This window comes from Brevundimonas goettingensis, assembly GCF_017487405.1.
Classification (GTDB): domain Bacteria; phylum Pseudomonadota; class Alphaproteobacteria; order Caulobacterales; family Caulobacteraceae; genus Brevundimonas; species Brevundimonas goettingensis.
Genome location: NZ_CP062222.1, coordinates 703,072 through 723,402, shown reverse-complemented (window position 1 = coordinate 723,402; position 20,331 = coordinate 703,072). Strand labels below are relative to the sequence as shown.

16 protein-coding genes and 1 tRNA gene are annotated in these 20,331 nt (G+C 68.8%); 11 read left to right on the top strand and 6 right to left on the bottom strand.

The window, feature by feature from the left end:
- Positions 1-86: 86 nt before the first annotated feature.
- Entirely contained in the window at positions 87-533 is a 447-nt protein-coding gene (locus IFJ75_RS03600; RefSeq protein WP_207871329.1) for a hypothetical protein, read from the top strand.
- On the opposite strand, the gene IFJ75_RS03595 is transcribed toward IFJ75_RS03600, so the two are convergent.
- The 3 genes from IFJ75_RS03595 to IFJ75_RS03585 all read right to left on the bottom strand — a co-directional run bounded on the left by IFJ75_RS03595 (position 534) and on the right by IFJ75_RS03585 (position 1,672).
- Positions 534-1,061 (bottom strand): hypothetical protein, encoded by a 528-nt coding sequence (locus IFJ75_RS03595; RefSeq protein ID WP_207871327.1) that lies wholly within the window; start codon positions 1,059-1,061, stop codon positions 534-536. It abuts the gene before it with no gap.
- A gap of 69 nt (positions 1,062-1,130) precedes the next feature.
- Positions 1,131-1,415 (bottom strand): type II toxin-antitoxin system RelE/ParE family toxin, encoded by a 285-nt coding sequence (locus IFJ75_RS03590; RefSeq protein WP_225896973.1) that lies wholly within the window; start codon positions 1,413-1,415, stop codon positions 1,131-1,133.
- Positions 1,412-1,672 carry a hypothetical protein gene (locus IFJ75_RS03585; RefSeq protein WP_207871323.1) on the bottom strand — a complete coding sequence of 87 codons (261 nt, stop codon included), beginning with the start codon at positions 1,670-1,672 and terminating at the stop codon, positions 1,412-1,414. The genes IFJ75_RS03590 and IFJ75_RS03585 overlap by 4 nt, the downstream gene beginning before the upstream one ends.
- 130 nt (positions 1,673-1,802) lie before the next feature.
- On the opposite strand from IFJ75_RS03585, the gene uvrA reads away from it, so the two are divergent.
- The 4 genes from uvrA to IFJ75_RS03565 all read left to right on the top strand — a co-directional run bounded on the left by uvrA (position 1,803) and on the right by IFJ75_RS03565 (position 6,487).
- Entirely contained in the window at positions 1,803-4,739 is a 2,937-nt protein-coding gene (gene uvrA, locus IFJ75_RS03580; RefSeq protein WP_207871322.1) for an excinuclease ABC subunit UvrA, read from the top strand.
- 239 nt (positions 4,740-4,978) lie between these two features.
- Entirely contained in the window at positions 4,979-5,446 is a 468-nt protein-coding gene (locus IFJ75_RS03575) for a hypothetical protein (RefSeq protein WP_225896972.1), read from the top strand.
- Positions 5,447-5,498: 52 nt separating this feature from the next.
- Entirely contained in the window at positions 5,499-5,957 is a 459-nt protein-coding gene (locus IFJ75_RS03570) for a hypothetical protein (RefSeq protein ID WP_207871320.1), read from the top strand.
- A 29-nt stretch (positions 5,958-5,986) separates the two neighbouring features.
- The gene (locus tag IFJ75_RS03565) at positions 5,987-6,487 is read left to right on the top strand and encodes a hypothetical protein (protein WP_225896971.1); all 501 of its coding nucleotides are present in this window, start codon (positions 5,987-5,989) and stop codon (positions 6,485-6,487) included.
- A gap of 48 nt (positions 6,488-6,535) precedes the next feature.
- On the opposite strand, the gene IFJ75_RS03560 is transcribed toward IFJ75_RS03565, so the two are convergent.
- Positions 6,536-6,703 carry a hypothetical protein gene (locus IFJ75_RS03560; protein ID WP_207871316.1) on the bottom strand — a complete coding sequence of 56 codons (168 nt, stop codon included), beginning with the start codon at positions 6,701-6,703 and terminating at the stop codon, positions 6,536-6,538.
- 187 nt (positions 6,704-6,890) lie between these two features.
- Between IFJ75_RS03560 and IFJ75_RS03555 the strand changes: the two genes are divergently transcribed.
- The gene (locus IFJ75_RS03555) at positions 6,891-10,466 is read left to right on the top strand and encodes a polysaccharide deacetylase family protein (protein WP_207871314.1); all 3,576 of its coding nucleotides are present in this window, start codon (positions 6,891-6,893) and stop codon (positions 10,464-10,466) included.
- Entirely contained in the window at positions 10,460-12,061 is a 1,602-nt protein-coding gene (locus IFJ75_RS03550; protein ID WP_207871312.1) for a pectate lyase, read from the top strand. The genes IFJ75_RS03555 and IFJ75_RS03550 overlap by 7 nt, the downstream gene beginning before the upstream one ends.
- 17 nt (positions 12,062-12,078) lie before the next feature.
- Here IFJ75_RS03550 and IFJ75_RS03545 read toward each other — a convergent pair whose 3' ends face one another.
- Positions 12,079-12,747, bottom strand: coding sequence for a hypothetical protein (locus IFJ75_RS03545; RefSeq protein ID WP_207871310.1), 669 nt, complete (start codon positions 12,745-12,747; stop codon positions 12,079-12,081).
- Positions 12,748-12,934: 187 nt separating this feature from the next.
- Here IFJ75_RS03545 and IFJ75_RS03540 point away from each other — a divergent pair, with 187 nt between their 5' ends.
- Positions 12,935-13,594 (top strand): CPBP family intramembrane glutamic endopeptidase, encoded by a 660-nt coding sequence (locus tag IFJ75_RS03540; protein ID WP_207871309.1) that lies wholly within the window; start codon positions 12,935-12,937, stop codon positions 13,592-13,594.
- A 50-nt stretch (positions 13,595-13,644) separates the two neighbouring features.
- Here the strand turns inward: IFJ75_RS03540 and IFJ75_RS03535 are convergent.
- Positions 13,645-13,721 (bottom strand) — tRNA-Lys (locus IFJ75_RS03535).
- A gap of 195 nt (positions 13,722-13,916) precedes the next feature.
- Between IFJ75_RS03535 and IFJ75_RS03530 the strand changes: the two genes are divergently transcribed.
- From IFJ75_RS03530 to IFJ75_RS03520, 3 genes are all read left to right on the top strand, one after another.
- A complete protein-coding gene (locus IFJ75_RS03530) occupies positions 13,917-14,174 on the top strand; it encodes a hypothetical protein (protein ID WP_207871308.1) in 258 nt (85 codons plus the stop codon).
- A 142-nt stretch (positions 14,175-14,316) separates the two neighbouring features.
- Entirely contained in the window at positions 14,317-16,092 is a 1,776-nt protein-coding gene (locus IFJ75_RS03525; RefSeq protein ID WP_225896970.1) for an autotransporter assembly complex protein TamA, read from the top strand.
- Complete coding sequence (locus tag IFJ75_RS03520) at positions 16,089-20,324, top strand: translocation/assembly module TamB domain-containing protein (RefSeq protein WP_207871306.1); 4,236 nt, start codon at positions 16,089-16,091, stop codon at positions 20,322-20,324. The genes IFJ75_RS03525 and IFJ75_RS03520 overlap by 4 nt, the downstream gene beginning before the upstream one ends.
- Positions 20,325-20,331: the final 7 nt, after the last annotated feature.

Genomic DNA, 20,331 nt, shown 5'->3' with positions numbered 1-20,331 from the left:
CGTCCGGGACCGTTACGCAAGTGCGACGCCCCGCTGGCGGCGAACACGGCTCTGTGACAGGCTGAGCCATTGAGGAGGACTCCCCCATGCGCCTGACGCCCCTGATCACCTGTATCGCCGCCGGCCTGACCGTGTCGGGCTGCGTCACTCTCGGCGGCGGCGACGACGCGCCTTCAGGCCCGCCGACAGTCATCCGCACCCCGGGCGAACCGGCCCCGCCGCATGCAAGGCTCTATGCCGACTGCCTCGCCGCCTCGGTCGCCGCCGGGACCTATGAGAAGGAGCCGGGCGTCGAACTGCTGCGCCTGACCTGCGCCGGTGCCCCGGCCCGCGCCTTCTACGACGCCCTCGCCGCCTGGGCCTCGACCGGCGGCGGCTCCGAGGTCGTCGCCGAGGGCCGCACCTGGCGCTACACCCAGAAGATCGTCCGCAACCCCTACGGCCTCGACGACTGCTCCACCGACAACGCCGGCGACTACCGCTGCACCATCACCCTCAACGTCGGCGATTTCCTGTCGGCGCCGGCGATCTGATCAGGCGGCGTTCGGTTTGGGCTTCGGCTCCACCGGAATGACCAGCGGCTCGGGAGCCTTCTCCTCGCTGCTCTTCTCCTCACCGGGCGCGGGCAGCGCCGGCGGCGTCGCGCCTTCCTTAAGGGTCACATTGAGGTTGAAGCGGAACACCTTCCAGGCCTCGCCCTCCTTCTTGAACAGGACAGCCAGGGCCAGGGTGCGGTCCGGATATTCATAGATCCGGTTCAGCTCATAGGTCGAACCCGCCGTCCCGACGTTTGCGCGCCAGCCGCCGGTGGTTCCGGCCGGAACGGCCCCGGTGGGCACAAGCGTCTTGAGGACGGGCAACTGGGCACGTATCTGGCCCGGCGAGTTCTCCGAAGACATCCGGGCCAGGACCGCGTCCGCATTGCCGGCGCTGATGTCGGCCAGCAGGGCGTCAGCCTCAGCGTCCCGTTCAACATTGGGCTTCATCGCGGGCGCGACGCCGCACCCCGAAACCGCCATCGCGGCGCAAACGGCCACGGCCGCCGAACGATAGTTGAACATGTTGAGCTCCCCCTCGACCGCCACCTTGGCAGAAGCCTTGAAGCTCGCCAATCGGTTGCGGAAGCGGGTTCAGCGATCCTCGCGGGTATGGAAGATGCGCACGATTACCACCGCCTCCCCCTCGATCCGGAACCGCACGGCGTAGCCCGCTGCTACGAAGGGCGCGATCAGATCGCGGTAGTCGCCGCCGGGAACCCGGTTCACACGTTCCGGCATCTCAGCCAAGGAGTCGATCGCGGCGCGTAGAACACCCCGCCCTCTATCGGCGGTCTCGCTTGAGAACTCTTCAAGGAAGGCGGCCAATCTGATCAGGTCAAACTCGGCCGCACGGGTCAGCCTGACCCTGAACCTCATCCCGCCTTGCGGGCCGCCTTGCGGGCGCGGACGCGCGCGACCTCGGCGTCGAACGCCGCGAAGGCTTCCTCGACCGAGACCGTCTCACCCGTTCGAAGATACTCCGCCCAACGGCGATCATCCTCTTCGAAGTCCGGCATGCTTTGGGCGAGAAGGTCCCGGGTGAAGGCAACGACATCGACGCCGACGGCCTCGGCCGCCGACCGCAGACGCTCGGCCTGCTCACCCTCAATGCGTATGTCGAACCCGTCGGCCATGGCTGACGATACCTCCCCTTGTCATCAGCCGCAATGTTCCCACATTGTTCTTGCTGAAACCCCCGGATCAGTCCCCATATACTCCCGTTGCCCCGGACCCTGTCCGGCCCTCCCGCGTTTCCCCGGACACATGACCGAAAAGCACAACTTCATCCGCGTGCGTGGCGCGCGCGAGCACAATCTCAAGGGCGTGGATGTCGACATCCCGCGCGAGAAGCTGGTCGTGATGACCGGGCTGTCGGGCTCGGGTAAATCCTCGCTCGCCTTCGACACCATCTATGCCGAGGGCCAGCGCCGCTATGTGGAGAGCCTCTCGGCCTACGCCCGCCAGTTCCTGGAGCTGATGGGCAAGCCGGACGTGGATCTGATCGAGGGCCTGTCGCCGGCGATTTCGATCGAACAGAAGACGACGTCCAAAAACCCCCGTTCGACCGTCGGCACGGTGACCGAGATCCACGACTATATGCGCCTGCTCTGGGCGCGGGTCGGCGTGCCCTATTCGCCCGCCACCGGCCTGCCGATCGAGAGCCAGACGGTCTCCCAGATGGTCGACAAGCTGACGGCCCTGCCGGACGGCGAGCGCCTGCTGCTGCTGGCCCCGGTCGTTCGCGGCCGCAAGGGCGAGTACAAGAAGGAGATCGCCGAGTGGCAGCGCTCGGGCTACCAGCGGCTCAAGATCGACGGCCAGTTCTACGCCATCGAGGACGCCCCGACGCTCGACAAGAAGTTCAAGCACGACATCGACATCGTCGTGGACCGGATCGTCACCAAGGCGGGCCTCGAGCCGCGCTACGCCGACAGTATCCAGACCGCGCTCGGCCTCGCCGACGGCATCGCGGTCGCCGAATGGGCCAATGCAGAAGAGGGTCAGGAGCCCCGCCGCATCACCTTCTCCGAGAAGTTCGCCTGCCCGGTCTCGGGCTTCACGATCTCGGAGATCGAGCCCCGGCTGTTCTCGTTCAACAACCCCTTCGGCGCCTGTCCGGTCTGCGACGGCCTGGGCGTCAAGCTGGCCTTCGACGCCGATCTGGTCGTGCCTGACCGCGACAAGACCCTGCACAAGGGCGCCGTCGCCCCTTGGTCGCGCGGTCCCTCTCCGCTCTACACCCAGACGCTGCAGGCGCTGTCGACCCACTACGGCTTCTCGATGGACAAGCCATGGCGCGAGCTGCCGGCCAAGGCCCAGACCGTGATCCTGCAGGGCTCGGGCGGCGACAAGATCAAGTTCGTCTATGACGACAACGCCCGGAAGTACGAGACGGTGAAGACCTTCGAGGGGGTCCTGCCCAACCTCGAACGCCGCTGGCGCGAGACCGACAGCGCCTGGGTCCGCGAGGAGCTGGGCCGCTTCCAGTCCGAGACGCCCTGCGACGCCTGCCACGGCAAACGCCTCAAGCCCGAGGCTCTGGCGGTCAAGATCGACGGCTCGGATATCGCCGACATATCCACCCTGTCGATCAAGAAGGCCTATGACTGGGTCCAGGCCCTGCCCGAGGCCATGACCGACAAGCAGATGGAGATCGGCCGCCGCATCCTGAAGGAGATCGGCGACCGGCTGCGCTTCCTGAACAACGTCGGCCTCGACTACCTCTCGCTGGCCCGGTCCTCGGGCACCCTGTCCGGCGGCGAGAGCCAGCGCATCCGCCTGGCCAGCCAGATCGGCTCGGGCCTGACCGGCGTGCTCTACGTCCTCGACGAACCGTCCATCGGCCTGCACCAACGCGACAACACCCGGCTGCTGGAAAGCCTCATGGGCCTGCGCGACCTCGGCAATTCGGTCTTGGTGGTCGAGCATGACGAGGAAGCCATCCTGACCGCCGACTATGTCATCGACATGGGCCCGGCCGCCGGCGTCCACGGCGGCGAGATCTGCGCGGAGGGCACCCCCGCCGAGGTCATGGCCAATCCGAAGTCGCTGACCGGCAAGTACCTGACCGGCGAGCGCGAGATCGAACTGCCGCCCGAGGGCCGCCGTCCCGTCAACCGCAAGAAGATGCTCAGGATCTCGGGCGCGACCGGGAACAACCTCAAGACCGTGACCGGCGAGATCCCCGTCGGCCTGTTTACCTGCGTCACCGGGGTGTCGGGCGGCGGCAAGTCGACCTTCACCATCGAGACACTCTACAAGGCCGCCGCGCGCCGCCTGCATCAGGCCTCCGACGCCCCCGCCCCCCACGACCGCATCGAGGGGCTGGAGAATTTCGACAAGGTCATCGACATCGACCAGTCGCCGATCGGCCGCACCCCGCGTTCGAACCCGGCGACCTACACCGGCGCCTTCGGTCCGATCCGCGACTGGTACGCGGGCCTGCCGGAGTCCAAGGCGCGCGGCTACGGCCCCGGCCGGTTCAGCTTCAACGTCAAGGGCGGCCGCTGCGAGGCCTGTCAGGGCGACGGCCTGATCAAGATCGAGATGCACTTCCTGCCCGACGTCTACGTCACCTGCGACGTCTGCAAGGGCAAGCGCTACAATCGCGAGACGCTGGAAATCGTCTTCAAGGGCAAGAGCATATCCGACGTTCTGGACATGACGGTCGAGGAAGCCGGGCAGTTCTTCAAGGCCGTGCCGCCGATCCGCGACAAGATGCTGACCCTCAGCCGGGTCGGCCTCGACTACGTCAAGGTCGGCCAGTCGGCGACCACCCTGTCCGGCGGCGAGGCCCAGCGGGTCAAACTGTCCAAGGAGCTGTCCAAGCGCGCCACCGGCAAGACCCTCTACATCCTCGACGAGCCGACCACCGGCCTGCATTTCGAGGACACGAGGAAGCTGCTGGAGGTGCTGCAGGAGCTGGTCGACGCGAGCAACACCATCGTGGTCATCGAGCACAACCTCGATGTCATCAAGGTCGCGGACTACCTGCTCGACTTCGGCCCCGAAGGCGGCGACGGCGGCGGCGAGATCGTCGCGGTGGGCACGCCCGAGGAGGTCGCCCGCAACGAGCGCAGCTGGACCGGCAAATACCTCAAGGAGGTCCTCGACCGCCACGAGACCCGCCGCAAGGCTCGCGTCGCCGCACTGACGGCGGAGAACAAAGCCAAGCCAGCAAAGGTCCGCAAGACGGCGTGAGCGCCATGGTGAGCAAGAGGTGAAGAGTGAGCGTAGGAGTGAGCAACAGGTCAGGCCTCAAGGCTCCTTGCTCACTCGTCACTGACCCAACCACAATCTGGAGGTCCGGAAGTGCGGCCTTTCGGGGGTTCGCCGAACGCGCGTTAAATTCATCACAGGACGAACAATCGTTAACAGCCGTTAAGCTGAACCGTGAACCGCCTCGTAGCTCTCGCGTTGGTCCTGCGAATGCGAGTTTGATGATGTTCAAGGTCCTTGTCCCTGCTGTCGCCGCCCTCGGTCTGGTCGCCTTCGCGGCCAAGACCCAGGACTGGTCGCACGAAGACGCCGAGCCCTCGGCCGTCTCCGCCATGGCCCAACCGGTCATGGGCTGGCACCTCAGCTATGAGGGTCCGATGGCCAAGCTGGCGTACGGGGTCGAGAACTCCGACCAGCTGGCCCTGATGGTCACCTGCGCGCCGGGCGACCGGTCCGCTGTGGTCTATGGCGACGTCCTGCCCGCCTCCCCGCGCCTGGCCCAGGCCTCGCTGGGGTCGTTGGAGGACGAGGCGCGCATCCCGGTCACCGACCCGGCCCTGCAGAGCCTGGCCCGCAACGGGGTCATGCCGGTGGTCGGTGAAGCCGGTCCGACCCGCATCCACGCCAGCGACGCGGAACGCCGGGTCGTCTCGGGCTTTCTGTCCTATTGCGACCAGGCTGCCGCCTGACCATCTGCAAGCCTGACCATTCGGGGTTCACGACATCAGCGGGGGCTGAGCCATGACCACTACCCTCACCGCCCTGACGGCGGCGACGCATCTGGCGCTCGCCCTGTTGTCTGGCACGGCTGCCCAGGCGGCCGCCTGGACCTGGACCCTCTACGAGGGCGAAGGCCCCGTGGTTCTGGCCAATGAGGTGCCCGACACGCCGCAACTGAAGGCCACGCTGGAGTGCACGCCGGGATCGGGCGTCGCCCGGGTCTCGGTCTATGGCGGACCGCTCGCCGCCGGCATCGCCACCGTCACCTCCCAGGGCGGCTCGGCCCAGGCCCAGACCGAGGCCCAGGCCGGACGCGGCGGCAAGCTCGGCTTCGCCCTGCGCACCGACCATCCGGTCTTCGGCCAGTTCGTGGCCTCGGGCGACCTGACCGTCGCCGTCGGCGACCAGCATCAGGACGTCGAGATCGAAGCCGCCCACCTTGCCAAGCTGCGCCGCTTCGCGGACCTTTGCAGCGGATGAGACCCATTCACTGCAACCGGGACCGCTACGTGACCCCTGCCAGACTGCTGATCATCGCCGGTCTCGGCGCCCTGGCCACGGCCTGTTCAACCACCCGCGAGGGCGCGCCCGTTTCAGGCGCCTCCAGCGGATCGCCGCAGCCGGTGGCGGGGCTGGACTGGTTCTACCATCCGGACGCGGGCGAGGCGAAGCTGCTCTACGGCGTCGAGACCTCGGACGACCTGCGGCTGGGCCTGGCCTGCCAGAAGGGCGCGGGCCGGCTGGAGATCACCGCCAACGCCCCCCATGGGACCCGCGAGATCCATCTCGAGTCGGGCGGCGAGACCGAGCGCTTCCGCGCCGAGGGCGAGGCGTCGGAGCTGACCGACGGCGACTTCCTGACCGCCGAGGCCGCGACCTCGGCCCCGGTCTTCCAGCGCTTCCGCCGTGTCGGCTGGCTGGCCCAGTGGCAGGGCTCGCGCCGCGAGACCTATGTCCCCCACCCGTCGTCCGCCCCAGACATCGAGCGCTTCTTCGCCTTCTGCGGCTGACGCCGCTGGGGGCCTTCTGCGGCTAACGCCGCTTGGGGCCTTCTGCGGCTAACGACCCTCAAGCCCGCGCCGCTTCTCCTCGGGCGTCTCGTCCGGCTCCCCGTCGGCGTCGGCGTCGGTGAAGCGGGTCGGCCCCGTCCGCCCCGGATTGATGGCCATGGCGAACAGGGCGCCGATCAGGATCAGGACGCCCATTCCGACGATGAGGGTCTGCATGGCGGCTCTCCGAAGGGGACCCTGAGCCAACGCGGCCGGGACCCGGCGGTTGCCCTCCGCCGGCCCCGGACCAAAGACAGGTCGCCCCCGGACCTTGGCCGTAGGAATGTCCGGGTTCGGGCGCCGTTCTGACAAGGATCGGGATCACAGCGCCAGACGCGACTTCCCGCACCGATCGCCGATATCCATGACCGACGCCCCTGACGCCTCGCCCTCCCCCACTGGTCACGGCCATGGCGGCGGAGGGGGCGGCAAGCCGATCTTCCTCGACGCCACCGGGCGGCGGGCGCGGCGGCTGCGCTGGGCGGCCATCGCGGTGGCGGCGGTCGCGGCCGTGGTTCTGGCCAGCTTCGTCGCTAGTCTGGTGATCCTGCCGCGCCTGACCCATCTGGCCGTCGTCAGCCCCGCCTATTCCGGCCATGTGAAGCACGGCGGCCGTCACGCCGGGAACGCCCTGCTGCATCGCATCGCCCTCGACGACCGCCGGAACCGGGCGAAGCCGGTCTCCGCGGCCGGGACCATCGCCGGGGCCTGGTTCGCGCCCTGGGAGGACGGGGCGCTGGACAGCTTCCGCCATCACGCCGCCGACCTGACCCATGTCTATCCGACCTGGCTGGAGCTGAGCCCCGACGGCTCGGGCGTGCTGACCAAGGACTACGACCCCGCGAAGAACCCTACCACCGCGCCGCTGGTGCAGGCGGCGCGAGCCAATGGGGTGCGCATCGTTCCCGTCGTCGGCAACGCCACCGAGGGCTTGTTCGACCCGCACCGCATCGACCGGATGCTGGACGGCCCCAACGGCGAGGCCGTTATGAACCAGCTGGTCGGCTTCGTGGACCAGCACGACTTCGCGGGCCTGCAGATCGACTTCGAACAGTTGACGCCTGAGCAGATCCGGCGCGTCGTCCCCTGGCTGAGCCGCCTGCATCAGCGCCTGTCCGCACAGGGCAAGGAGCTGTCGATCGCGCTGGAGGTCAGCCTGTCCGACGCCGACATCCGGTCCCTGGCGGCGACCGTCGATTACGCCGCGGTCATGGCCTATGACGAGCATGGCGAGACCAGTGTCCCCGGGCCTATCTCCTCGGCGGGCTTCGTCGACCGGTCGCTGGACCGGTTCACCCGCCTGGTTCCCGCGAACAAGCTGATCCTCGGCGTCGGCGTCTACGGCTATGACTGGAAGGTCGGGACCGAGGCGGCCGACTCGATCACCAACACCGCCGCCCTGACCACGGCGCAGGGTTATCGTCCCGAGGAGGCCCCCGCCGAGGTGATCGACTTCGACCCCGTCGCCCTGCAGCCCACCTTCAGCTACCGCGACGACGCCGGCCGGATGCACGAGGTCTGGTTCCAGGACGCCGCCTCGGTCGCCAACGCCATGACCATGGCGCAGGGACGCGGCCTGCGCGGGGCCTCCCTGTGGGCGCTCGGCGAGGAAGACCCGACCAGCTGGAAGGTGTTCGGCAAGCACGCGGTCCCGGCGCCCCAGGCCGATGCGGCCATGCGCACCGTGACCCTGGCCCAGGCCATCGCCTTCACCGGCGAGGGCGAACTGCTGACCGTCACCCACGAGCCCCGCGCCGGACAGCGCACGCTGGAGCGCGATCCGTCCAGCGGTCTGATCACCGACGAGAGCTGGAGCGCCTGGCCCTCGGCCTGGACCATCCGCCGCCGCGGCGCGCCCGACCACGTCCTGGCCCTGACCTTCGACGACGGCCCCGATCCGGAATGGACGCCGAAGATCCTCGACATCCTCAAGGCCAAGCGGGTCAAGGCGACCTTCTTCATGATCGGCGACGAGGCCGTGGGCCATCCCGATCTGGTCCGCCGCGTCCAGGCCGAGGGCCATGAGATCGGCAACCACTCCTTCACCCACCCCAACATGGCCCATGTCGGGGACGAGCGGGTGCGGCTGGAGCTGACCGCCGCCGACCGGGCGCTGGAGAGCCTGACCGGACGCCAGATCACCCTGTTCCGCCCGCCCTACAACGCCGACTCAGAGCCCGACTCCTACGGCGAGATCGCGCCGATCGCGGTGGCCTCGCGCCTGGGCTATTCCACCGCGGGCGAGTCGATCGACCCCAACGACTGGGACCTGACCCGCAGCACGCCCGGCGGCGGGACGCACCGGCTGCGGCCCCAGGAGATCGTCGCCTCTGTCCTGGCCCAAGCCGACAAGGGCCACGCCATCCTGCTGCACGACGCCGGGGGCGACCGCTCGGCGACCGTGGCCGCCCTGCCCGCCATCATCGACGGCCTGAGGGCGCGCGGGTACGCGCTGACCACCATCGGCGGACTGGTCGGCCAGACGCCGGAGCAGACCATGCCCACCCTGCCGAAGGACGAGCAGTCGCTGATCGCGGCCGATCAGGCGGCCTTCGGCTTCACCCATCTGCTGGGCGTCATCCTGTTCTGGGGTTTCAGCCTGGCCATCGGCCTGGGCCTTTGCCGGATCGTGCTGATGCTGGGACTGGCCTCGGGCAAGCGCGCCCGCCCGCTCCCTGCGGCAGGGAGCGCCCTGCCCCGTCTCGACGTCATGGTCGCGGCCTATAACGAGGTGGAGGTCATCAACCGGACCATCGACAGCCTGCTCACCAGCCGCGACGTCGATGTGCGGGTGCTGGTCATCGACGACGGCTCGACCGACGGGACCTATGAGGCGGTCAAGGCGGCCTTCGGTCAGGACCCGCGCGTCCTGCTGCGCCGCAAGCCCAACGGCGGCAAGGCCTCGGCCCTGAATGTCGCCCTGGCCGAGGCGACCGCGCCGGTCGTGGTCGGGGTCGACGCCGACACCCAGCTGTCGCCGGACGCCCTGGCGAAGCTGGCCGCCTGGTTCGCCGATCCCCGCGTCGGCGCCGTCGCCGGCAACGTCAAGGTCGGCAACCGCCGCAACATCGTCACCCGCTGGCAGGCGCTGGAGTACATCACCAGCCAGAACGTCGACCGGCGCGCCCTGGCCCGTCTGAACGCCGTGACCGTGGTGCCCGGCGCCATCGGCGGCTGGCGCACCGAGGTGCTGCGCGCCGTCGGCGGCTATCGCTCCGACACCCTGGCCGAGGACATGGACCTGACCTGGCGGGTGCGCGAGGCCGGCTGGGTCATCGCCAACGAGCCCGAAGCCCTGGCCTTCACCGAGGCGCCAGATACGCTCGGCGGCCTGCTCAAGCAGCGCTTCCGCTGGAGCTTCGGCACCCTGCAGTGCCTGTGGAAGCACCGCCGGTCGGTCGGCAAACACGGCTGGTTCGGCGCCCTGGCCCTGCCCAGCCTGTGGCTATTCCAGATCGCGGGTCAGGTGCTGGCGCCCCTGATCGACCTGCAGCTGCTGATCGCCCTCGTGATCCGCCTGCTGTCATGGTGGGCGGCGGCGCAACACGCCGACATCAGCGCCAGCCCGGACACCACCCTGTGGCTGACCGTGGCGATCTACGCCACCTTCACCATGCTGGAGCTGGCGGCCAGCTGGATCGCCTATGGCTTCGACCGGGAGAACCGGCGCGACCTGTGGCTGCTGCCGACCCAGCGGCTGGTCTATCGCCAGATCATGTACGTCGTGGTCTGGCGGGCGCTGGAACGGGCCCTGACCGGCCTCGGCCAGGCCTGGGGCAAGCTGCGCCGCACCGGGGACGTGGTGCTGGAAGCCGGGAATGACACCGCTGGACATCTTGCCGGGCGCGCCGGATTAGTCATACAAATCTTCCCAAGAGATCGGCCCCGGGACGACGCTCCGTCCAACCCGCGGCGTCCCCCGGAGGAAGACCCATGCTGACCCGTCGTCGGTGGCTGCTGAGCGCGGCCGCCCTGCCCGTCGCCGCCAATCTCGTTCCAAACCTCGCCGTCGCCGAAGCGGCCACGCCGGAAACGGTGAAGGCGGCCATGAGCCGCGCGACCGCCTTCATGACCGACAAGGTCGCGTTGCACGGTGGCTATGTCTGGTCCTATCTGGCCGACGGCTCGCGCCGCTGGGGCGAGATGGAGGCCTATCCGACCATGATCTGGACCCAGGCCCCGGGCACGCCGGAGATGGGCCAGATCTTCCTCGATGCCTATCACGCCACCGGCGACGAACAGTACTACCGCGCCGCCGAACAGGCCGCCGACGCCCTGATCGCGGGCCAGCATCCGGCGGGCGGCTGGAACTACATCATCGACTTCGCGGGCGAGGACTCGCTGAAGCGCTGGTACGAGACCATCGGCAAGAATGGCTGGCGGCTGGAGGAATTCCAGCACTACTACGGCAACGCCACCTTTGACGACCACGCCACGGTCGAGTGCGGTCGCTTCCTGCTGCGGCTCCACATGGAGAAGGGCGATCCGAAGTACCGGGCGGCGGTCGACCGGGCGGTCGGCTTCGTCCTGGACAGCCAGTATCCGAACGGCGGCTGGCCGCAGCGGTATCCGCGGATGGGCCAGTTCTCGAACCACGGGCGGCCCGACTACACCGGCTTCATCACCCTGAACGACGAGGTGGCGGAGGAGAACATCAGCTTCCTGCTGGTCGTGCTGCAGCAGTTGAAGGACGAGCGGGTGCGCGCGCGCCTGATCAAGGCGATGGAGCTGATCATCGCCCTGCAGCAGCCGCAGCCGACGCCCGGATGGGCCATGCAGTATACGCCGGACCTGAAGCCCGCGACGGCCCGGACCTATGAGCCCGCTTCGATCACCCCGCACGGGACGGCGGCGGCGGTGGACCAGTTGCTCGACTACTACCGGCTGACCGGCGAGCGGAAGTATCTGGCGCGGGTCCCGGAGGCCATCGACTGGATCGCCAGCGTGGAGCTGCCGCCCGAGAAGCGCGCCCCGGACGGCCGCAACTTCTATCGAAACTACGAACCCGGGACCGGGCGGCTGATCGGCACCCACCGGCGGGGCTCGAACGCCCAGAACGGGGAATACTGGTCGGACTTCGACACCGAACACACCCAGCCGGAGAAGCACATCAATGTCGCCGCCCTGCGCCAGCGCTATGAGCGGGTGGCGGCGATGACGCCGGAACAGGCGACGCGGGATTCGGCGCTGCTGGGACGGGGCCCGTCGCTGCTGCCGCGCTATCTGATCACCTCCGACGTCGGCGGCTCGGACCTGAACGTCACCGAGACGCGGCAGGCGGCGGACGACGCGACCCTGCTGGTCAGTGAGCTGAACGCCGAGGGATACTGGCCGCTGGAGCTGCGCACCACCAGCCACCCGTATCAGGGCGACGGTCCGCCGGCCCCGCCGCCGGGCTTCGTCGACCGCGGCCAGGTGGGCGACGACTGGGACACCTCCCCCTTCACCGAGCCGTCAGGGCCGATGGGGATCTCCACCGGGACCTACATCAACAATATGAGCCGGCTGATCCGGTATCTGGACGGGCGCCGATGAAGCGCTGAAGCCCGCCGTCAGAACAGGGCCAGCACCACCAGCACGGGCACGAGGATGGCCAGGGCGCGGACGATGGCCCAGAGGGCGATGGCGGCCGCCTTCACATAGCCGATCGACAGCTTGTGGCGGAACCAGACGGTCTGGACGATCAGGAACCAGACCGCACCCACGATCATCACCGTCAGGCCGATGAGGTTGGGAATGTCGTGGCGCTGGAAGACGATGCCGCCCGCCGAGACGACCATCACGCAGGGCGCGGCCAGATAGCACTGGGCGTAGAAGGGCGCGCGCAGCGACTCGCGGCTCAGCCTCTTGCCCTGCCGGTGCACGAGGCTGGCCGCCGACACCAGCGGGATCAGGCTGAACACCAGCGAACGGAACAGCACCAGGTTCTGCTGCGACGCCGTCAGGGTCTTCATCGCGGCGGAGCCCGCCTCCAGCTCGGGAACATGGGCCTCTATGCCGATCAGGTTCCACAGGACGATGGTGGCCAGCAGGACCAGAGGCGGGCTCAGCGCGTCGTCGTAGCGCTTCTCTTCCGAATCCGCCTGTTCGCGGTCGGAGTAGTCCATCGTGGCCAGCGGCCGACGGATGATCCGCCACATCGTCAGGGGATAAAAGATCAGCCAGCTGGTGGCCTCGAAGATGAACTCCTCGAAGCTGCGCAGGATTTTCATGAAGTCCATTCGGGCCTCTCCGCGCCTGTGTGGGGATCAGCCTGACGAACACCGATCGCCTGTTCAACCCTGAATGGCTGCGATAGCCTCGCCTTAACCACGAAGGAGCCGCGCCATTACCCGTTCACCCCCGCCGGCGCGCGACTTTCCCTTCTATGCCGGCGTTCCCGTCGCGATTTCAGCGGGCGGCTGGTTGATGGTTATGGCGACCTGCGCCCTGGGCTTCGCCGCCCTGGTCTTCCAGGGCCTGATCTGGCCGACGGAGGCGGGCCGCTGGGCCGCGGTCGCCCTGTTCGTCGGCCTGCCACTCGCGGGCCTGCGGATCGCCGCCGGCGTCCACTGGCGCGCCCTGTTTGCCCCCATCAGGCTCAGGGACCTCGGCATCGGCCTCGCCTTCATGCCGCTGGTGGTGCTGGTCAGCGCCATGATCGCCCTGCTGGTGATGCACGCGGGCCCGACCGCCGCCAACCCGATCTTCGAGCAGTTCGGCAAGATGAGCGGGGCGCAACTGGCGCTGTTCGCCGCCAGCACCCTGCCGCAGCTGTTCGGCGAGGAGCTCATCACCATCCTGCCTCTCCTCGCCGTTTTGACGGCCTTGCGGTCAGGCGTTCGGATGCCGCGTCGGGCGGCCCTTCTGATCGCCTGGATCGTCTCGGCCCTGATCTTCGGCGCCCTGCACCTGCCGACCTACGGCTGGCATGTGGCCCAGGCCCTCGGCGTGATATTCGCGGCCCGCCTGGCGCTGACCCTGCCCTATCTGGTGACGAAGAGCCTCTGGGCCTCGACCGTGACGCACATCGTCAACGACTGGGCCGGCTTCCTGCTGGTGATGGGCATTACCGCCCTGAAGGGCTAGGCGGAGGGCCGTTTCGACGGGCGCGATGCGCTTCCGGAAACAGGCCCCCATGGTACGTCCTCTCGGGCTCGAACCGAGGACCCTCTGATTAAAAGTCAGATGCTCTAACCAACTGAGCTAAGGACGCGCCGTGGGGTGGGGGGCCTTCTGTTGCATCGCGCCATTCGGGTCAAGCCCGTGTCGCATCCTGAACGCAGGAAATGATCCGAAAGTCGCAGAACCGGCGCACGGAATCGCCACGGCAGGGGTGACCGGGGACCGGATGAGCGATATGGAACGGGTCTGTCCGGAGCGCGTTTTCGCCGGACGGGGGAGGACGACGATGAAACGACTGATTCTGGCGATCGCCATTTGCAGCGCAGCGGCCCTGGCCGCATGCGACGACGTCCGTCAGCCCCAGACCGAAACCGCCCCGCCTCCGCCCGAGGCCCCGCCGGTCGCCGAGGCTGCGCCCGATCACACCGCGCCCGCGTCGGACACCGTTCCCACGCCCCCGCCGCCGGTCGAAGGCACCCTGCCGCCCGACCAGCGTCCGTCCGAAGAGACGGTGAAGCCCGAAAGCGAAACCCTGTTCTACTGACCCCCGCCACAGGGTCGCCATCAGGGGATGATTTTCGCATCCCCCGGGCGGGCTTCAGGCAGACGAAGGCTCCAGTTTGATTTCACGGCCATTCCAGCCGGCCGACCGACCCCGGTGTCGCAAGGGCCCGTTCCGGATTGAAGTGCGGCTGGGGCTGATCGCCGCCCTTCTCGGCGCCCTCGCCTCCCCCGCATTGGCCGAGCCCAAGGCCCAGATTCGCGGCGAGATCGATGCCGCCCTGCGCGCCCAGCTGGCCCGCGCCGTGGGCGAGGTCGACGACGCCCCGGCCAACCGCTTCGAGGCCCGCCGCCGCGCCCGCTCCTCGGTCGAACTGGCCCAAGCCCTGCTGCGCTCCGAAGGCTATTACCAGGCGACCGTCGAAGACGTGGTCGAGGGCGAGGACACCCCCGTCGCCGCCATTAACGTCATTCCCGGTCCGCGCTTCCTGATCAGCCGGCCGGTCATCGACTGGATCGCCCCCGCACCCGCGCCCGAGGTGGAGACCGCCGTCAACGGCGAGCTGGGGTTGAACGTCGGCGATCCAGGCCGGGCCGTGGACGTCATCGCCGCCGAGGGCCGGATCGTCGCCGGCCTGACCCGCCGCGGCTATGCCGACGCGAAGACCGAACCGCGCCGGGTGGTGGTCGATCATGCCGGGTTCACGGTGCAACCGACCTACAAGATCGTCTCGGGCCTGCTGGTCCGGCTGGACGGGGTCAAGCTGGATACCGAAGGCTCGACCAATCCGAACTGGGTCGCGGGCCTGGCGCCCTGGCGAGAGGGCGACACCTTCGATCCGGACAAGGTCGCCGAGCTTGAGCGCCGGCTGCTGGACACCGGGGTCTATGACGGCGTCGGCGTAGCGCTTGCCCCTGCCGATCAGGCCAATGCCGACGGCAACCGGCCGGTCATCGTCAGCCTGAACGACCGGCCGCGCCGCATCCTGGAAGCCGGGGCCAGCTTCTCGACCGCCGAAGGCTCCGGCGTCGACGTCATCTGGACCTGGTTCAACCATTACAACCGCGCCGACACGATCAAATTCCAGGCCCGCGCCGCCAATATCGACAGCCGGCTGGGCGTCGATCTGTCCCTGCCCCACTGGCGCCATCCCGGCCAGACGCTGAAACTGTCGGTCGCCGCGGTCAACGAAGACACCGACGCCTATACCCGCACCGCCTTCACCACCTCGGCCGACCTGCAGCAGCGCATCGGCCGGACGTCCTATTACAGCTACGGCCTGGGGCTGGACGCCGGACGCTACTACGAAAACCGGTACGACCCGGTGACCCAGCTGCCGCTGAGCTTCGACCGCGACCTGGTCATCCTGACAGGCCGGGGCAGCGCCTATCTGGATCAATCGAACGACCCGCTGAACCCGACCAGGGGCTATCGCGTCACCCTGAATGTCCAGCCGACGGCGGTGGCGGGCGAGGACACGGTCCTGTTCCTTCGCGCCGAGACGCAAGGGACGATGTATGTCCCGATCGAGAAGGACGCCCATACCGTCCTGGCCGGGCGGATCCGGATCGGCTCGATCATCGGCGGGCAGGAGCTGACGGTGCCGTCGGACCGCCTGTTCTATTCGGGCGGCGGCGGTTCGGTACGCGGCTATGAGTACCAGGGCGTCAACCCGCGCCTGCCCGACAACACCCCGCGCGGCGGCCTGTCCCTGTTCGAGGGCTCCATCGAGGTGCGGCGCGACATCGGAGAGAGCTGGCAGGCCGTGGCCTTCGTCGACGCCGGGGCCATCGGCTTCCAGGAAACGCCCAACCTGACCAATATGCGTTACGGCGCCGGCGTCGGGGCTCGCTTCAAACTGCCGTTCGGTCCCGTGCGCGCCGACCTGGCCTTCCCGCTTTCGCCGCAGGAAGGCGACAGCAAGTTCCAGATCTACATCAGCATCGGTCAGGCGTTTTGACCGAGGAACCCGACATCGTCGAAGCCTTCAAGGCCGAGCCGGACACGCCGGCCAAGAAGGCGGTGAGGAAGCGCACGCGACTGCAGCTGGCGGCCTTCATCGCCGGGATCGTGACGGCCTCGCTGGTGGCCATCCTGCTGATCGGCCTGATCGGCGGGCGGATGTATCTGCTTTCGGACTCGGGGCGCGGCCTGGTCACCAGCTTCCTCGCCGGGACCAAGATCAGCCGTTATGGCCGGATCAATGTCGAGGGATTGAAGGGCGACCTGTTCGACGACTTCACGCTCGACCGGGTCACCATCACCGACAAGAAGGGCGTCTGGCTGGACGCGCGCAATGTGCGCGTCGACTGGTCGTACCTGCCGCTGCTGACCCGCCGCTTCCATGCCGACGAGATCAGCGCCGACAAGATCACCCTGATCCGCAGGCCCGAGATCGATCCGCCGGACGGCAAGCCGCCCCAGCCCGCCCCGATCAGCGTCGACATCGACCGGTTCGCCGCCAATATCGAGCTGCTGGAGGGCTTCTCCAAGGAATACGGCAGGTGGCGGCTGACCGGCGCCGCCGACATCCCGCGCTTCGGGGCCAAAGACGCCGAGGTCAACGCCTACAGCCTGAACCGTCAGGGCGACTATCTGCGGATGACCGCGACCTTCGGCGGCAAGCCCGAGGACCTGCGGCTGAACCTGCGCGCCAATGAGGCGCAGGGCGGACCGATCGCCGGCTCGCTGGGCTATTCGCCCGACCAGCCCTTCTCGGCCGTGGCCCTGATCAACGGGGAGATCGTCGATGCCACTGTGAAGACCGGCCAGTTCGTCCCGCTGGTGGTCAGGGGGCACTATGGCAAGGCCGGCGCGCGGATTTCGGGCTATGCGGACTTCAGCGGCTCGGACCTGCTGGAGCCTTTCGTCAAACGGATCGGCCGGACCGCCCGCTTCGGCTTCGCCGCCGTGCCGGACGAGACCCGCAAGGGATACCAGGGCGTCGGCTGGCGCTTCATTTCCGAGAATTTCAACTCCAACGCCCGAGGCCTGATCCGGATGTCGGACCGGTCGGCGCCCGACGGGATCCAGTTGGAGGTCGAGACCGGCTCCCTGACCCGGCTGCTGGGTCTCACGCTCGGCGGGCGCACGGCCTGGAGCGGGACCTTCCGCGGCGACGCGGCGACCTGGAGCCTGACCGGCCGCGCCACCATGCTGGCCGCCGACATAGCCAGCTACAAGGCGACCCGGATGACCGGCCCGCTGCATATCCAGGTCAAGAATGGCCGGATGGACATCGACGGCGACCTGATCACCAACGGCGGCTCCACCGAGGGGGTCATCGGCGCCCTGTTCGGCGCGACGCCTCGCCTGAAGGTCGAAGCGGCCCGGATGAAGGACGGCGCCTTCCTGTTCGAGAAGATCGACCTGGTCGGCCAGGGTCTGCTGGTGAACGGCGCCGGCACGCGCAACCTGACCGGCGGCCTCGGTTTCCGGGGTACGGCGCGGATCACCGACATCGGCCGGGTGCAGAAGGGCGCGAGCGGTCAGCTGGCCGGGACCATCACCGCCTCCAACCGCTCGGGTCAGCCGTGGCGGCTCGGCTTCGATGGACGCGGCCAGAAGGTGCTGACCGGCCTGTCCGAGCTGGACCGACTGCTGGGCCCGACCCCGCGCGTTCAGTTCGAAGGGCGGATGGAGCATGAGCTGACGGTCGACAAGCTGCTGGTCACCGGGACCATGGGCGAGGCCGCGGCCCGTGGGCTGATGGGCTTCGACGGCCGGCTGCGGCTGGCGCTCAACTGGAACGCCCGAGGGCCGTTCGGCGTCGGGCCGGTGGCCATCGACGGCGCCATGGTCGGCAACGGCGCCCTGACCGGCACCCTGGCCCAGCCGCGCGTGGATCTGACGGCGGGCTTCGACAAGGTCGACGCCGGGCCGCTGAAACTGACCCAGACCCAGCTGATCCTGAGTTTCCGCAAGGGGCTGGACGCCTCCGACGGTCGGGTGACCATCACCAGCGCCTCCAACTATGGCCCCGCCGCCGCCTCGGGCAGCTTCTTCCTGGGCGGAAAGGCGATCCGCCTGACCGATGTGGACGTCGACGCCGGGGGGGTGAAGGCGCAAGGGGCCATATCGCTGTCCGACAGCATCCCGTCGAGCGCCGACCTGACCTTCAGCGCCCGGCCCGGAGCCTTCATCGCCTCGGGCAGCGCCGAGGGCCGCGTCCGCCTGACCGAGGGAGGAGGCGATGACACCGCCATCCTGGACGTCACGGCCAAGAACGCCCGCCTGACCGGCTCGACCTATACGATCCGCAGCCTGGATCTTGAGGGGCGCGGCACCCTGTCCCGCCTGCCCTTCACCCTGGCCCTGGACGTCGGCGGCGACGTGCCGATCCAGTTCAACGGCTCCGGCGTCTATGCCCGCCCCAACAATACCGACCAGAGCGTCACCCTGCGGGGCGGCGGCCGGGTGCGAGAAATCAGCTTCACCACCCGCAACCCGGCGGTCATCGCCCTGGCCGGGGACGGCAAGGTGGCGCGGGTCGACCTGAACGTCGGCGGCGGCGTCCTGCTGGGCGAGCTGCGTCAGGATTCCAATGCGGCGGTCATCGAGGCCGACCTCAGCGCGGTGGAGCTCGGCTCCCTCGTCTCGGACCTGCGCGGCCAGATCACCGGCAAGGTCTCGCTGCGCGGCGCCGGCGATGATCTGGACGGCATCGCCAATGTGACCCTGAAGCAGATCCGCAGCGTCGACGCCCCGCGCGGCCTGGCCGTGGACGGCACCCTGAACGCGACCCTGAACAACGACGTCCTGCATGTCGTCGCCGCCGCCAATGACGACACGGAAGTTCGCGCCAACGTCGACCTGACCCTGCCGGTCGAGGCCTCGGCCGCGCCGCTGCGGCTGGCGGTGGTGCGGACTCGTCCTATGTCGGGCACGGTCTCGGTCCAGGGTCAGATCCAGCCGATCTGGGACCTGTTCCTGGGCGGTGAACGCTCCCTGGCCGGTCAGGTCAACGGCAATGCGACCATCGCCGGCACCATCGCCGAGCCGCGCATCAACGGCCGGCTGGACGTCAGGGAGGGCGCATTCCGCGACAACGCCACGGGCCTGCGCCTGAACGGCCTGACCATGGCCAGCCGGTTCGACGACACCACCGCCCTGATCGAGACCTTCGCCGCCAACGACGGGACCGGCGGCACGGTGACCGGCGACGGCCGCATCGGCCTGCGCGAAGGCTCGGGCTCCAGCTTCGAACTGGCGCTCGCGAAGTTCAGGATCATCGACAACGATATCGCCGAGGCCCACGCCTCCGGGCCCATCACCGTGGTGCGCGGCGCGGACGGCAACATCACCCTGACCGGCCAGATCGCGATCGACGATGCGAAGATCGAGGCCAATCCGCCGGGGGTGAACGGCGTGGTCGGCATGGATGTGGTCGAGATCAACCGCCCCGGCGGCGATCCGCCGGATCAGGACACGGCGAAGCAGCGCGGCCCGCAGTTCGGCCTGAACATCCGCCTGACCTCGCCCGGCGGCGACATCCGGGTGGTCGGGCGCGGCCTGAACGTCGAGATGCGCGTCAACGCCCAGGTCACCGGCACGATCGCCCAGCCGGTCCTGACCGGAAACGCCAGCGTGGTGCGCGGCGACTATGAGTTCGCGGGCAAGCGCTTCGTGTTCGACGACCGGGGCACAGTGGCCCTGTCGACCGATCCGGCCCTGATCCGGCTGAACCTGTCGGCGACGCGCGACGACCCGACCCTGTCGGCGACCGTCAAGGTCACAGGCACCGCCGCCGCACCCAAGATCGAACTGACGTCCACCCCGTCCCTGCCCCAAGACGAGATCCTGTCCCAGGTGCTGTTCGGCCGGTCGGCGTCGCAGCTGTCGGGCTTCGAGGCGGCGCAGCTGGCCTCGGGGGTCGCGTCCCTAGCCGGCGGCGGCGGCTTCGATGTGATCGGCAACCTGCGCGAACTGGCCGGGCTGGACCGGCTGTCGTTCGGCGGCGAGGCCTCGGCCCTGACGGTCGCGGGCGGGCGCTACATCACCGACAACGTCTATCTGGAGATCATCGGCGGCGGCGAAGGCGGGGCGGCGGTCAACGTCGAATGGCAGGTCCGCCGCAGCCTGGCCATCAGCTCCAAGGTCGGGGGCACCGGCGACGCGACCCTGTCGATCCGCTGGCGCCGTCAGAGCCGCAATCCCGGCGGACGGGCCGACAGCCGGCCGAACCGGAACTGACCGGGCG

What these genes read in the sequence shown, in the direction of transcription:
- IFJ75_RS03600 (WP_207871329.1), top strand. Translation starts at nt 87, where the DNA reads ATGCGCCTGACGCCCCTGATCACCTGTATCGCCGCCGGCCTGACCGTG.
- IFJ75_RS03595 (WP_207871327.1), bottom strand. Translation starts at nt 1,061, where the DNA reads ATGTTCAACTATCGTTCGGCGGCCGTGGCCGTTTGCGCCGCGATGGCG.
- IFJ75_RS03590 (WP_225896973.1), bottom strand. Translation starts at nt 1,415, where the DNA reads ATGAGGTTCAGGGTCAGGCTGACCCGTGCGGCCGAGTTTGACCTGATC.
- IFJ75_RS03585 (WP_207871323.1), bottom strand. Translation starts at nt 1,672, where the DNA reads ATGGCCGACGGGTTCGACATACGCATTGAGGGTGAGCAGGCCGAGCGT.
- uvrA (WP_207871322.1), top strand. Translation starts at nt 1,803, where the DNA reads ATGACCGAAAAGCACAACTTCATCCGCGTGCGTGGCGCGCGCGAGCAC.
- IFJ75_RS03575 (WP_225896972.1), top strand. Translation starts at nt 4,979, where the DNA reads ATGATGTTCAAGGTCCTTGTCCCTGCTGTCGCCGCCCTCGGTCTGGTC.
- IFJ75_RS03570 (WP_207871320.1), top strand. Translation starts at nt 5,499, where the DNA reads ATGACCACTACCCTCACCGCCCTGACGGCGGCGACGCATCTGGCGCTC.
- IFJ75_RS03560 (WP_207871316.1), bottom strand. Translation starts at nt 6,703, where the DNA reads ATGCAGACCCTCATCGTCGGAATGGGCGTCCTGATCCTGATCGGCGCC.
- IFJ75_RS03555 (WP_207871314.1), top strand. Translation starts at nt 6,891, where the DNA reads ATGACCGACGCCCCTGACGCCTCGCCCTCCCCCACTGGTCACGGCCAT.
- IFJ75_RS03550 (WP_207871312.1), top strand. Translation starts at nt 10,460, where the DNA reads ATGCTGACCCGTCGTCGGTGGCTGCTGAGCGCGGCCGCCCTGCCCGTC.
- IFJ75_RS03545 (WP_207871310.1), bottom strand. Translation starts at nt 12,747, where the DNA reads ATGGACTTCATGAAAATCCTGCGCAGCTTCGAGGAGTTCATCTTCGAG.
- IFJ75_RS03540 (WP_207871309.1), top strand. Translation starts at nt 12,935, where the DNA reads ATGGTTATGGCGACCTGCGCCCTGGGCTTCGCCGCCCTGGTCTTCCAG.
- IFJ75_RS03530 (WP_207871308.1), top strand. Translation starts at nt 13,917, where the DNA reads ATGAAACGACTGATTCTGGCGATCGCCATTTGCAGCGCAGCGGCCCTG.